The sequence below is a fragment of the Massilia antarctica genome, assembly GCF_015689335.1.
Lineage (GTDB): Bacteria > Pseudomonadota > Gammaproteobacteria > Burkholderiales > Burkholderiaceae_D > Telluria_A > Telluria_A antarctica.
In genome coordinates this window covers 1,149,633-1,162,272 of sequence record NZ_CP065053.1, presented here as the reverse complement: position 1 = coordinate 1,162,272, position 12,640 = coordinate 1,149,633, and the positions used below count along the sequence as shown (strand labels likewise).

Here is a 12,640-nt window from a genome sequence, read left to right as displayed (position 1 = left end):
GTAAGGCGGTCAGGGCAGTGCGGCGAACGACTCCGGCGTGCTGCCCGATAATTGGCGAAATTCGTGGATCAGGTGCGGCTGGTCGTAATAGCCGAGATCGAGCGCCAGGCTAGCCCAGTCGAGCTGGTTTGCATCGTGTGCGGCGGCGCGGATGCGCTCGCTCGCCTGGCGAAAGCGGCACACGCGCGCGAACTGCTTGGCGCCCAGGCCGACCCTGGTGCGGAACTGGCCGGAGAGGTGCTGGCGCGATACGCCCAGTTGCGCGGCCAAGGTCTCGATGCGCATGGTGCCGCCCGATTGTTCGATGGCGCCCACGGCGGCGTCGACCAGGCCGGGTGCCATGGTGGCGCCTGCGCTATGCAGGCGCTGCAGCAGCAGACGTTCGACGGTGGCGACGGCATCGCTGTCGGAAAGCGGGCGCGACCATAAGGCATCGGCGAACTGGCGCGTTACGGCGCCGCCCCACAGGTCTTCCAGCAGCGGATGCTGGTCGGCCAGTTCGTGCAGCGGCACGGGAAAAAAGTGCGCGGCGGCGCCCGGCTTGAAGCGGGCGGCGATGGTGCGCACGGGCTGGTGCACGGGAACGTGGACGACCGTGCTCATCATGCCGGACACCCGGCTCAGCGCGGCCATATCCTGCCACAGGATATCCATGCAGTTATCGGGCAGCACCCGGTGCGTGACGGGTGAGGCGCCGGGCAGCACCTGGCACGTCCACAGGCAGGCCAGATAGGGCGCCAGCGCGGGGTGGGGCGGGTGTTCCTGGTAGAGAACCATCAGGATTGTTGGGCAGTGGGCAGTGGGCAGGAGGCTATTTTACCGTGCTTGCACGGCCTTCGCGCGCGCCATCAGGGCCAGAAAGTCTTGATGAAGATAGAGCCGAGCATGCTGAAGAAAAGAGCAAACGCCCAACGATGTTGGCCAAGTTCGTTCTTGATCGAATCCTGGGTGGCGCCGAGCCGATCAATTTTTGCATCCAGCTCGACTTTAAATCCATCAATTTTCGCGTTCAGATCAGCCTTGAGCCCATCAATCTTCGATTCCAGCCCGACTTTGAACCCATCAATTTTCCCGTCAAGTTCGGTGCTGCTTTGGTCAATTTTTCCATCGAGTAGCTCGATTTTGGTATTGAATTCGGCTCTGAAGGTCTCGACTTTGGTACTGAGCTCGGTCTTGGCCACATCGATCCGCGACGTCAAACGATCTTCAGTGTGGCGGAGATCACGCTGCAAGTCGTTTTTTGTTTGCAGCAGGTCGGATTCCGAGACGACCTCCCTCACTACCCCGGTCAGTGCCTTGGCATGCACATCCGCCTGATTCCTGGGTGCGCCTGCCGCTTCCAGTTGCTGGGCGTAGTCTATCGCATCGAATTCGATTGTCATGATGGCGGTCTCTGGCACGGTTACCTGGTTCGGCAAGAAATACAGTATTTCAAATGCGTGTCGTTGGTCCTGAATACCGCATCGGAATCGAGCGAATGGCGTGTACATTCGCGCGTGCGGCCAGTATTTCAAAAGAACATTATTCCGATAAAGAGGGTGAGCAAGATCCCGAGCATCGTTCCCACATAGATGTACCAGAGGTTGAGCGACAGGGCAGACCTGACGCCGTCGCTGACCGTGCTGCGCTTGCCTTCTCCATGTTGCATCCTTGAGTCAAGAAACGACTTGAGCGCATCTACTTTTGCACTGAGCTCGGTTCGGATGTGATCAGTTTTTGCATTCTGCAATTCGATTTCGGCGCTCAGCGTGCTCCTGGCGGCCGCCACCTGCGATATCAAACGCAATTCGGATTGATAACTTTCGTTTTGCAAGTTGTATTGGAGGCTCAATAGTTGAGGTTCTTGCGCGACCTTGTCGATCACAGCAGCCAATGCTTGCGCATGCAACTCTGCCTGCTGTCTGGGCATACCTGCCGATTCCAGCTTCCGTACATACTCCGCTATGTCGAATTTGCCTATCATGAAAATTAGATGCCCATGTCGTCAGATAGTTCGGCAAAGTTCAAGATGGTCAGATGTTCTGTTTGCCATGCTTCCCGCGAACTCCTCTCAGGGAAAGAAAATTTTGATCGCCATGGCAATGTTCAGGGAGATAATCAGGCCCGACAGCCAGCGGTTGACTAACAGATCGTGGTCGATCGCCTTGAAGCGCGCCTCGAATTCACTTCTCAGTGAGTCGATTTTTGCGTCGACACGATCAATTTTTGAGTCGATTTTTGCGTCGACACCATCAATTTTTGAGTCGACTTTTGCGTCGACACCATCAATTTTTGCCATCAGTTCGGTTTTGACAAGATTGATGTGCAAAATCAGCCGCTTTTCGCTCTCCTCGATCTCGTGCCGCAGGCTGCCTTCCAGCCGCAACAAATCCTCCCGGCACACGAACTCACTCACCACCTCGGTCAGTGCTTTTGCATGCACCTCTGCCTGGCTCCTGGGCACGCCGGCGTCTTCCAGCCGCTTTGTGTTAGCTAACGCGTCGAATTTGCTTGTCATGTTATTTGGACAGCAACGCCACCCCATAGTTCAACGAAATTTGGCGCCCAAGCCCCGGCCGCGCCCGGATGCGGGATGTGCCAGTATAATGACCGGTTCATATTCACTTTTGGCCGGGCCACGCTTGGCTGCACATATCATGCAAGATAAATATAGTCCCGCCGACGTTGAACAAGCCGCCCAAGCCCACTGGAAGGCGATCGATGCCTACAAGGCCGTCGAGAACGACCCGCGTTTCCCGAAAGGTAAGTACTACGCTTGCTCCATGCTGCCTTACCCATCGGGCAAGCTGCACATGGGCCACGTGCGCAACTATACGATCAATGATGTGATGTACCGCTACCTGCGGATGAGCGGCTACAACGTGCTCATGCCGATGGGCTGGGACGCCTTCGGCATGCCGGCCGAGAACGCCGCGATGCAAAACAACGTGCCGCCGGCGCAATGGACCTACTCCAACATCGCCCACATGCGCGAGCAGATGGAGTCGATGGGCCTGGCGATCGACTGGTCGCGCGAAATGACCGCGTGCAAGCCCGAGTACTACAAGTGGAACCAGTGGATGTTCCTCAAGATGCTCGAAAAAGGCATCATCTACAAAAAGACCGGCACCGTGAACTGGGATCCGGTCGACCAGACCGTGCTGGCCAACGAGCAGGTGGTCGACGGCAAGGGCTGGCGTTCCGGCGCGCCGATCGAAAAGCGCGAAATCCCGATGTACTACGCCCGCATCACCGACTACGCGGACGAACTGCTCGACTATGTCGACAACAAGCTGCCGGGCTGGCCCGAGCGCGTGCGCGTCATGCAGGCCAACTGGATCGGCAAATCGGTCGGCGTGCGCTTCGCCTTCCCGCACACCATCGCCAACGCCGCCGGTGAGCTGATCGACGACGGCAAGATGTACGTCTTCACCACCCGCGCCGACACCATCATGGGTGTGACCTTCTGCGCCGTGGCGCCGGAACACGCGCTGGCGCAGCACGCCGCGCAGAGCAACCCGGAACTGGCGGCCTTCATCGCCGAGTGCAAACTCGGAAGCGTGATCGAAGCCGACATGGCGACGATGGAAAAGAAGGGCATGCCGACCGGCCTGTTCGTCACCCATCCGATCACCAACGAACAAGTTGAAGTCTGGGTCGGCAACTACGTCCTGATCACCTACGGCGACGGCGCCGTCATGGGCGTGCCCGCGCACGACGAACGCGATTTCGCGTTCGCCAAAAAATACAATCTGCCGATCAAGCAGGTGGTCGCGGTCGAAGGCAAGGAATACTCGCTTGAGGCCTGGCAGGAATGGTACGGCGACAAGGAACACGGCGTCTCGGTCAACTCCGGCAAATACGACGGCCTCGATCACATCTCGGCCGTCAACGCCGTTGCCGGCGACCTGGCCACGGCCGGCCTGGGCGACAAGAAGATCACCTTCCGCCTGCGCGACTGGGGTATTTCGCGCCAGCGCTACTGGGGCACGCCGATCCCGATGATCCACTGCGCCGATTGCGGCGTGGTGCCGGTACCGGAAAAGGACCTGCCGGTGGTGCTGCCCGAGGACTGCGTCCCGGACGGCAGCGGCAACCCGCTGGGCAAGCATGAAGCTTTCCTCAAGTGCGACTGCCCGCAGTGCGGCAAGCCCGCGCGCCGCGAGACCGACACGATGGATACCTTCGTCGACTCGTCGTGGTACTACATGCGCTACACCTCGCCGGGCAGCAAGGACGCCATGGTCGATGCGCGCAACGATTACTGGATGCCGATGGACCAGTACATCGGCGGTATCGAACACGCTGTCATGCACCTGCTGTACGCGCGCTTCTGGACCAAGATCATGCGCGAACTCGGCCTGGTCAAGTTCGACGAACCGTTCGTTAACCTGCTCACGCAGGGCATGGTGCTGAACGAAACCTACTACCGCGACGATGAAGCGGGCCGCAAATCCTGGTTCAACCCGGCCGACGTCGACCTGACCCTGGATGACAAGGGCCGTCCGCAAGGCGCCACGCTCAAGAGCGACGGCCAGCCGGTGGTCATCGGCGGCACCGAGAAGATGTCGAAGTCGAAGAACAACGGCATCGACCCGCAAGCCCAGATCGGCCAGTACGGCGCCGACACCGCGCGCCTGTTCACCATGTTCGCCTCGCCGCCGGAGCAGACGCTCGAATGGTCCGACAGCGGCGTCGAAGGCGCCAGCCGCTTCCTGCGCCGCGTGTGGGCGTATGCGTACGCGCAGTCGCCGCGCATCGCCTCGGCCCTGGCCGTGACCGACAAGGTCGAAGGCAGCGAAGCGCATAAAACGCTGCGCCGCGAACTGCACAAGATTTTGCAGCAGGCAGACTACGACCTCAAACGCATCCAGTACAACACCGTGGTGTCGGCCTGCATGAAGATGCTCAACACGATGGAATCGGCCAAGCTCGAAGATGGTCCGGCCACCGATGCGGTGATCGCCGAAGGCTTGTCGATCTTCCTGCGCGTGCTTAACCCGGTCGCGCCCCACATCACCCACGTGCTGTGGGAAGAACTGGGCTACGCCAAGGCGCACGGCGACATCCTCAACGTGCAGTGGCCGCAGGTCGACCCGGCCGCGCTGGAACAGGCCGAGATCGAGATGATGATCCAGGTGAACGGCAAGCTGCGCGGCTCGATCAAGGTGGCCAAGGATGCCGACAAGGCCTCCATCGAAGCGATGGCGCTGGCCTGCGAAGCGGTGCAGAAGTACATCGAAACGCCGCCGAAAAAGGTGATCGTGGTGCCGGGCAAGTTGATCAGCATCGTGGTGTAAGCGATGACGATCCTTCGCTCCGCCACCGTGCTGCGCGCCGCTTGCGCGCTGGTGCTGCTCGCCAGCCTGAGCGCGTGCGGCTTCCAGCTGCGCGGCTCGAACGGCCAGTTCAATATGCCGTTCCATAGCATCTACCTGGGGTTCCCCGAAACGTCGGCGCTCGGCACGGAACTGAAACGCAATCTGCGCGGCGGCGACGCCGTGCAGGTGCTCACCGACTCTTCCAAGGCCGAGACCCTGTTCGACGTGCTGGCGGAAACGCGCGGCAAGCAGATTCTCTCGCTCAACGCCCAGGGCCGCGTGCGCGAATACCTGCTGACCTACACCCTGGTGTTCCGCCTGCGCGACGCCAAGGGCACCGAGCTGCTGCCGGCCACCGAAATCTCGCTCAAGCGCTCGATCACCTTCAACGAGAGCCAGGTGCTGGGCAAGGAATCGGAAGAAGTGCTGCTGTACCGCGACATGCAGACCGACCTGGTACAACAGGTGCTGCGCCGCCTGGTGGCGGTCAAGCCGACATGAGCATGAGCGATGCAACTGCGGGTTGACGCCCTCGAAGGGCACCTGGCCAAGACGATCGCGCCGCTGTACGTGATCTCCAGCGACGAGCATCTGCTGGCGCTGGAGGCGGCCGACAAGATCCGTCGCGCCGCGCGCGCCAACGGCTATTCGGAGCGCGACGTGCTGACGGTGGAGCGCACCTTCAAATGGGGCGAGCTGCTGGCCGCGAACCAGGCCTTGTCGCTGTTCGGCGACAAGAAGCTGATCGAACTTCGCATCCCGACCGGCAAACCGGGCAAGGATGGCGGGGCCGCGCTGCAAAGCTACGCCAAGGACCTCAGTCCCGACAACCTGACCCTGATCACCCTGCCCAAGCTGGACTGGCAGACCGCCAAGGCGGCCTGGGTCGGCGCCTTGCAGCAGGCCGCCGTATACATCGAGATCCCGGCGGTCGAACGCGCGCAGCTGCCCGGCTGGATCGGAACGCGCCTGGCCGCGCACGGCCTCTCCGCCGACCGCCAGTCGCTCGACTTCATTGCCGACCGGGTCGAAGGCAACCTGCTGGCGGCGCACCAGGAAATCCAGAAGCTCGCGCTGCTGCACGATCCGGGCAAGCTGACGTTCGAGCAGGTGCACGACGCGGTGCTCAACGTGGCGCGCTACGACGTGTTCAAACTGTCCGAGGCGATGCTGGCGGGCGATTGCGCGCGCCTGGTGCGCATGCTCGAAGGCTTGAAGGGCGAGGGCGAGGCGCTGCCGCTGGTTTTGTGGGCGGTCGCCGAAGAAATCCGTACGCTGTTAAAATTGAAATCCGGGATGGCGCAGGGAAGGCCGCTCGGCGTGCTGCTCAAGGAACACCGCATCTGGGGTCCGCGCGAACGCATGATGGAACCGGCGCTGCGCCGCATTTCGCTCCCGACCCTGGAAGGCGCGATGCGCGACGCCGCGCAGGTCGACAAAATGATCAAGGGCCTGCGCGCCAAGGGCTTCGCGGGCGACGCCTGGGATGCGATGCTGCAGCTGGCCTTGAAAGTAACGCGCGGATAGACCGCAGCGGCACGCTACCATGGTGCCTGCGCGATCGATGCGCTTCACCTACGTAGACGAGATAATGAACATTACCGAATACATGCAACAGGTCGGCCAGCGCGCCCGCGCCGCCGCGCGCGCGATGGCAAGATCCGACAGCGCCACGCGCAACCGCGCGCTGCTGCTGATCGCCGACGCCATCGTGCGCGACAGCGCGCTGCTGCGCGCCGCCAACCAGCTCGACCTCGATGCCGCCGCCGCTGCCGGCCTGGTGCCGGCCATGCTGGACCGGCTGCAGCTGTCGGACAAGGCCATCGACACCATGGTCGAAGGCTTGCGCCAGATCGTTTCGCTGGCCGACCCGATCGGTGAAATCTCGAACATGAAATTCCGCCCGAGCGGCATCCAGGTGGGCCAGATGCGCGTGCCGCTGGGCGTGATCGGCATCATCTACGAAGCGCGCCCGAACGTCACGGTCGACGCGGCGGGCTTGTGCATCAAGAGCGGCAACGCCACCATTTTGCGCGGCGGCTCGGAAGCCATCAACTGCAACCGCGCGCTGGCGAAAATCGTGGCCGAAGGCCTGGCTGGCGCCGGCTTGCCGAACGACGGCGTGCAGATGGTCGACACCACCGACCGCGCCGCCGTCGGCGCGCTGATCACCATGCCGGAGTATGTCGACGTGATCGTGCCGCGCGGCGGCAAGGGCCTGATCGCGCGTCTGATCGCCGAGGCCACGGTCCCGATGATCAAGCACCTGGACGGCATCTGCCACGTCTACATCGACACCAAGGCCGATCTGGAAAAAGCGGTGGCGATCGCATTCAACGCCAAGTGTCACCGCTACGGCACCTGCAACACCATGGAAACCTTGCTGGTCGCGCGCGCCATCGCGCCGGCCGTGCTGCCACGCCTGGCGGCGCTGTATGCAACCAAGGAAGTCGAACTGCGCGCCGATCCGGAAGCGCTGGCGCTGCTGGCCGGCTACCCGCATCTGGTGGCGGCCGTGGAAGAAGACTGGAGCACCGAGTACCTGGCGCCGGTACTGTCGATCAAGCTGGTGGACGGCGTGGACGCGGCGATCGACCATATCAACACCTACTCGTCCAAGCACACGGAAGCGATCATCACCGAAGACTACAGCGACGCGCTGCGCTTCTTGCGCGAAGTCGATTCCGCATCGGTGATGGTGAACGCGTCGACCCGGTTCGCGGACGGTTTCGAGTATGGCCTGGGCGCCGAAATCGGCATCTCCAACGACAAGCTGCATGCGCGCGGCCCGGTCGGATTGGAAGGATTAACATCTCTGAAGTACGTGGTATTCGGCCACGGCGAAGTCAGGAATTGAGCTATCGGAGGAACATATGCTAACCCGGCTGAAAGTTAATGGATTTAAGAGTTTAGAGGATATTGAAGTTCGCTTCGGCCCTTTCACATGCATTGCCGGTGTAAACGGCGTGGGAAAATCCAATTTATTCGACGCCATCCTGTTTCTGAAGGATTTGGCGGACACCTCCATTATTGATGCCGCTACCAGGATCCGAAACAGCGGGCGCCAGCGTGTCAACCTGTCGTCGTTGTTTACCCGGACTGCAGTTGGGCAAGCTCAATTAATGGAGTTTGAAGTCGATTTTTTGGTGAACGATACCGTCACAGATGATTTTGGCCGTAATGCCAAACCAAAGGTGACGTTCCTGCAGTATAAGTTGGGTTTGCGATATGTCGCCGCATCCGGTTCTAAACCCGAGGGAATTGAACTCGCACATGAGTCGCTGGATTTTGTGCAAAAAGGCGAAGCAAAACGGCGTCTCGGCTTTCCGGTATCTCAGGAATTCCTTGACTCCGTTTATGTCGGCACTAGCCGGATCGATTTTATTTATATGGATAAAGACGACCCAACTGTTGCGAAAATACGCCAAGATGGTACCGGAGGAGGGCAGCCGATCAGTATTCCGATTGACAAGGCTGAACGTACGCTGCTGAGCAATATAAATACAATTGACCGTCCGACTGCATTGGCGGCGAGGCGTGAAATGCAGTCCTGGATCAATTTGCAGCTTGAGTCGAGCTCGTTGCGCAAACCAGACGATTTTTTGGCGTCGAGTCAGGTCTCGTCTACAGGCGAGCATTTGCCGGCCACATTGGATCGTTTGAAAAAATTCGATGAGGTTGCAAGCCAATTGGCTAATCTTCTGCCCGATGTGAAGAGTCTTACCGTCGATGTGGATGAACGCAGACAGTTAAAAACGCTGTACTTGGAAAGCGTCAGCGGCATACGTCATGAGGCACGTGCGCTTTCGGATGGAACCCTGCGGTTTCTTGCCCTGTCTATTATCGGGGCAGACGCTGACGCTGGCGGCGTAATTTGTCTCGAGGAACCGGAAAATGGCATTCACCCGGCGAGAATTCCCGCCATTGTCCAGCTTTTGACCGACATGGCCGTCGATACTGACTATGCCGTGGGTCCCGACAATCCATTGCGCCAGATTATCATCAATACCCACTCGCCCTTGGTAATTCAGAAACTTCAAACGGATAATATTATCGTTTCGCAAGCTTATAAGCGCGATGGCGCATCGCTTTCGTTGTTTTGTCCGATTCTCGGAACATGGCGCACGAGGACAGTTTTACATATTTCCAAGGATGAGTCTCCAGTGACGTTTGGAGCTCTGCTTGACTATCTTGGTCCGGAGGACCTTAGCGAGGCAGTGCCTGGTAAAGAAAGCGTCTTGCAAGTGTATAAGCATCAGCTTGAAATAGCGGTGAAATAGAGTTGAACACGTTCATACGCTATACATTGCTGGCGGACGGCACTTCTGATGAAATATTGCTTCCTATCATCAATTGGCTGATTGATTTTCATTGTCCGGGGGCACGTATAGTTCCATCTTTTGCCCGGGATTTTGGTAAGATTGGACGTGGCCTCAATGCCCGCGTAGCAGCCACGCTTGCTAATTTCCCATGCGATGTTCTGTTTGTTCACCGCGATGCCGAGGCTATGCCGCGTGAGGCGCGACTGGACGAAATTGCCGAGGCGATGCGCGGTGTTGACATGCCATTTGTGCCGGTGGTTCCAGTGCGGATGACGGAGGCATGGCTATTAAGCGACGAGACGGCTATTCGTTTCGCTGCTGGAAATGCGTCCGGATGCCATCCGATTGAGCTACCGACGCGAAAAAAATGGGACGCCCTTCCAGATCCTAAGGAGGTCTTGCTTAATGCGCTTACTGCGGCAAGCGGTCTCTCGGGACGTAAGCTTGGCAAATTTCAACCAGAAAAAGCGCGAGCTTTGATTACTCAGCGGACTGAATCGTTTGCGGCTCTGCGCGGACTTCCTGCATTTGATGCGTTTGAGAAAGATGTTGCCGAAACAATGAAAGGGTTTGTACCCAATGTTATGGATTAAAGCGTTTCACATCGTCTTCATCGCCTCGTGGTTTGCCGGGCTGTTTTACCTGCCGCGCATTTTCGTCAACCTGGCCCAGGAAACCGACACGGTCGCCACCACGCGCTTGCTGCTGATGGCACGCAAGCTGTTTCGCTTCACCACCATGCTGGCGGTGCCCGCGGTGCTGCTCGGACTCTGGCTGTGGCTCGGGTATGGTTTTAGAGGCGGCTGGATGCACGCCAAGCTGGCGCTGGTGCTACTGGTGATCGGGTATCACCACGCGTGCGGTTCGCTCCTGAAAAAATTCGAGAACGGCGCCAATAAGCGCAGCCATGTCTGGTTCCGCTATTTCAACGAGGTGCCGGTGCTGCTGCTGACCGCCATCGTGATCCTGGTCGTGGTCAAACCCTTCTGACGGGGGCTTCATGAGTAAAACGGTTCAGTATTTTTTCGCGCCGCAGTCGCCGTGGGCGTATCTGGGACATGAGCGCTTCGTCGCGATTGCCCAGGCCAGCGCGGCCCAGATCGACATCAAGCCGTTCGACCTGGGCAAGGTGTTCAGCGTGTCGGGCGGGCTGCCGCTGGCCAAGCGCGCGCCGCAGCGCCAGGCGTACCGGCAGCAGGAGCTGGCGCGCTGGTCGAAGCATCTGGGCTTGCCGCTGATTGCGCATCCGACCTACTTTCCGGTGCCGCCGGATGCGGCGGCGCGCCTGATCATCGCGGCGCGCACCAGCCTGGGGGGCGATGCGGCGTTGGGGCTGACCGGCGCGATCATGCGCGCGCTGTGGGCCGAGGACCGCAATATCTCGGACGCGGATACCCTGGCGCAGATTGCGAGCGCCTGCGGGCTCGATGGGAAGATGCTGGTCAAGTCCTCCGAGACGGCCGGCGTGCAGGAACAGTATGACCGCAACACCGATGAAGCCATGGCCGCCAACGTGTTCGGGGTGCCGTGGTACGTGGTTGACGGGGAGGGGTTCTGGGGACAGGACCGGCTTGATTTTGTGGAGCGGGCGCTGAGTTAGCTTTTCCGGTCCCGCTATCTTCAAAGCCGTCGTTCCCGCGCAGGCGGGAACCCAAGTATTCTCTGTAGCCGTAGACTGATCGACGAACTTGGGTTCCCGCCTGCGCGGGAAGTCGGTTCCGGCAATGTCGGAGACGACGGTGGGCGGTGCTAACGACGCAGATTTTGCAGTAACGATTAAACGATCTTTTTACAACGGACAAAGGGTTCACCACATGCCATCATTTTTCTGCCCATGCCCACGCGGCATGGAAGCGGCGCTTGCCGAAGAACTGGGCGAAATCGCCCTCACCAGCACCACCATGAAGGTGCACAACCAGGTTCCCGGCGGCGTGCACTGCTCCGGCGACCAGACCGACGCTTATCGCATCAACCTGCACTCGCGCATCGCGTCGCGCGTGCTGATGCGCATGGCGCACGCCAGCTACGCCAACGAAAACGATATCTACGACCTGGTCCTGGCCCAGCCATGGGAAGACTGGTTCAGTGTCGATCACACCATCCGGGTCGACGTCACCGCCGTCAAGTCGCCCCTGCGCAGCCTCGAATTCACCACGCTCAAGATCAAGGACGCCATCTGCGACCGCTTCCGCGACCAGTTCGACAAACGCCCCTCGGTCAACACGCGCGAACCCGACATGCGCATCGTCGGCTTCCTCGACAACCGCAACTTCACGGTCTATCTCGACACTTCCGGCGAAGCCCTGTTCAAACGCGGCTGGCGCGAGGAAACGGGCGACGCACCGCTGCGCGAGAACCTCGCCGCCGGCATGCTGCGCGTCTCCGGCTGGAAGCCGGGCACGGTGCTGTTCGACCCGATGTGCGGCTCCGGCACCATCCTGATCGAAGCGGCCCAGATGGTGCAGGGCATTCCGCCCGGCGCGCGCCGCAGTTTCGCGTTCGAGAAATTCCATAACTTCGTGGCCGCCCCGTGGCAGGACATGAAAAACGCGATCCAGCCGCTGCCCTTGCCGAGCGAGCCGACCATCTTCGGCAGCGATATCTCGGGCGACATGGTCGCCATGACGCGCCATAACCTGAAAATCGCCGGCATCATGTTCGACGTGCCGCTCAAGCAGATCGAGGCGCAGGAAGTCAAGGCCCCGACCGAGCAGCCGGGCATCCTGCTGACCAACCCGCCGTACGGCGAGCGGATCGGCGTGCGCGGCGACAGCACCATCCCGGCCGACGACATGTCGGTCGCCTTCTACTCGGCGCTGGGCACCACGCTCAAGCAGCGCTTCGCCGGCTGGACCGTGTTCCTGTTCACCGCCGACCTGACCTTGCCCAAACTCCTGCGCCTGAAGGAAGCGCGCAAGACGCCATTCTTCAACGGCGCGCTCGAATGCCGCCTGTTCAGGTTCGACATGGTGGCCGGCTACAACCGCCGCGAAGAAGCCAAGCCAAAACCGGAGTAAG

General features: G+C 60.2%; 13 protein-coding genes. 9 read left to right on the top strand and 4 right to left on the bottom strand.

The window, feature by feature from the left end; translation table 11 throughout:
* Window positions 1–9: 9 nt before the first annotated feature.
* The 4 genes from IV454_RS05255 to IV454_RS05240 form a co-directional block, all read right to left on the bottom strand.
* On the bottom strand, window positions 10–777 hold the full coding sequence (locus IV454_RS05255) for a DUF6597 domain-containing transcriptional factor (RefSeq protein WP_206090617.1): 768 nt from the start codon (window positions 775–777) through the stop codon (window positions 10–12).
* 71 nt (window positions 778–848) lie between these two features.
* Window positions 849–1,382, bottom strand: coding sequence for a hypothetical protein (locus IV454_RS05250; RefSeq protein ID WP_206090616.1), 534 nt, complete (start codon window positions 1,380–1,382; stop codon window positions 849–851).
* A gap of 128 nt (window positions 1,383–1,510) precedes the next feature.
* Window positions 1,511–1,909 carry a hypothetical protein gene (locus IV454_RS05245; protein ID WP_229522074.1) on the bottom strand — a complete coding sequence of 133 codons (399 nt, stop codon included), beginning with the start codon at window positions 1,907–1,909 and terminating at the stop codon, window positions 1,511–1,513.
* A 141-nt stretch (window positions 1,910–2,050) separates the two neighbouring features.
* Window positions 2,051–2,497 (bottom strand): CCDC90 family protein, encoded by a 447-nt coding sequence (locus IV454_RS05240; protein ID WP_206090614.1) that lies wholly within the window; start codon window positions 2,495–2,497, stop codon window positions 2,051–2,053.
* 139 nt (window positions 2,498–2,636) lie between these two features.
* On the opposite strand from IV454_RS05240, the gene leuS reads away from it, so the two are divergent.
* The 9 genes from leuS (at window position 2,637) to IV454_RS05195 (ending at window position 12,639) form a co-directional block, all read left to right on the top strand.
* Window positions 2,637–5,279 (top strand): leucine--tRNA ligase, encoded by a 2,643-nt coding sequence (gene leuS / locus IV454_RS05235; RefSeq protein WP_206090613.1) that lies wholly within the window; start codon window positions 2,637–2,639, stop codon window positions 5,277–5,279.
* A gap of 3 nt (window positions 5,280–5,282) precedes the next feature.
* Complete coding sequence (locus IV454_RS05230; RefSeq protein WP_054264972.1) at window positions 5,283–5,801, top strand: LPS-assembly lipoprotein LptE; 519 nt, start codon at window positions 5,283–5,285, stop codon at window positions 5,799–5,801.
* 9 nt (window positions 5,802–5,810) lie between these two features.
* Window positions 5,811–6,827, top strand: coding sequence for a DNA polymerase III subunit delta (gene holA, locus IV454_RS05225; RefSeq protein ID WP_206090612.1), 1,017 nt, complete (start codon window positions 5,811–5,813; stop codon window positions 6,825–6,827).
* 64 nt (window positions 6,828–6,891) lie between these two features.
* Window positions 6,892–8,157, top strand: a complete 1,266-nt coding sequence (locus IV454_RS05220; protein ID WP_206090611.1) for a glutamate-5-semialdehyde dehydrogenase — start codon at window positions 6,892–6,894, stop codon at window positions 8,155–8,157.
* A 16-nt stretch (window positions 8,158–8,173) separates the two neighbouring features.
* The gene (locus IV454_RS05215) at window positions 8,174–9,580 is read left to right on the top strand and encodes an AAA family ATPase (protein ID WP_206090610.1); all 1,407 of its coding nucleotides are present in this window, start codon (window positions 8,174–8,176) and stop codon (window positions 9,578–9,580) included.
* Between the two features lie 2 nt (window positions 9,581–9,582).
* Window positions 9,583–10,215, top strand: a complete 633-nt coding sequence (locus tag IV454_RS05210; RefSeq protein ID WP_206090609.1) for a hypothetical protein — start codon at window positions 9,583–9,585, stop codon at window positions 10,213–10,215.
* Window positions 10,202–10,612 carry a CopD family protein gene (locus tag IV454_RS05205; RefSeq protein ID WP_206090608.1) on the top strand — a complete coding sequence of 137 codons (411 nt, stop codon included), beginning with the start codon at window positions 10,202–10,204 and terminating at the stop codon, window positions 10,610–10,612. Before IV454_RS05210 ends, IV454_RS05205 begins: the two co-directional genes overlap by 14 nt.
* 10 nt (window positions 10,613–10,622) lie before the next feature.
* A complete protein-coding gene (locus IV454_RS05200) occupies window positions 10,623–11,222 on the top strand; it encodes a 2-hydroxychromene-2-carboxylate isomerase (protein WP_206090607.1) in 600 nt (199 codons plus the stop codon).
* Window positions 11,223–11,436: 214 nt separating this feature from the next.
* The gene (locus IV454_RS05195) at window positions 11,437–12,639 is read left to right on the top strand and encodes a THUMP domain-containing class I SAM-dependent RNA methyltransferase (RefSeq protein WP_379674792.1); all 1,203 of its coding nucleotides are present in this window, start codon (window positions 11,437–11,439) and stop codon (window positions 12,637–12,639) included.
* Window position 12,640 lies beyond the last annotated feature (1 nt).

What these genes read in the sequence shown, in the direction of transcription:
- IV454_RS05255 (WP_206090617.1), bottom strand. Translation starts at nt 777, where the DNA reads ATGGTTCTCTACCAGGAACACCCGCCCCACCCCGCGCTGGCGCCCTAT.
- IV454_RS05250 (WP_206090616.1), bottom strand. Translation starts at nt 1,382, where the DNA reads ATGACAATCGAATTCGATGCGATAGACTACGCCCAGCAACTGGAAGCG.
- IV454_RS05245 (WP_229522074.1), bottom strand. Translation starts at nt 1,909, where the DNA reads ATGCCCAGACAGCAGGCAGAGTTGCATGCGCAAGCATTGGCTGCTGTG.
- IV454_RS05240 (WP_206090614.1), bottom strand. Translation starts at nt 2,497, where the DNA reads ATGACAAGCAAATTCGACGCGTTAGCTAACACAAAGCGGCTGGAAGAC.
- leuS (WP_206090613.1), top strand. Translation starts at nt 2,637, where the DNA reads ATGCAAGATAAATATAGTCCCGCCGACGTTGAACAAGCCGCCCAAGCC.
- IV454_RS05230 (WP_054264972.1), top strand. Translation starts at nt 5,283, where the DNA reads ATGACGATCCTTCGCTCCGCCACCGTGCTGCGCGCCGCTTGCGCGCTG.
- holA (WP_206090612.1), top strand. Translation starts at nt 5,811, where the DNA reads ATGCAACTGCGGGTTGACGCCCTCGAAGGGCACCTGGCCAAGACGATC.
- IV454_RS05220 (WP_206090611.1), top strand. Translation starts at nt 6,892, where the DNA reads ATGAACATTACCGAATACATGCAACAGGTCGGCCAGCGCGCCCGCGCC.
- IV454_RS05215 (WP_206090610.1), top strand. Translation starts at nt 8,174, where the DNA reads ATGCTAACCCGGCTGAAAGTTAATGGATTTAAGAGTTTAGAGGATATT.
- IV454_RS05205 (WP_206090608.1), top strand. Translation starts at nt 10,202, where the DNA reads ATGTTATGGATTAAAGCGTTTCACATCGTCTTCATCGCCTCGTGGTTT.
- IV454_RS05200 (WP_206090607.1), top strand. Translation starts at nt 10,623, where the DNA reads ATGAGTAAAACGGTTCAGTATTTTTTCGCGCCGCAGTCGCCGTGGGCG.
- IV454_RS05195 (WP_379674792.1), top strand. Translation starts at nt 11,437, where the DNA reads ATGCCATCATTTTTCTGCCCATGCCCACGCGGCATGGAAGCGGCGCTT.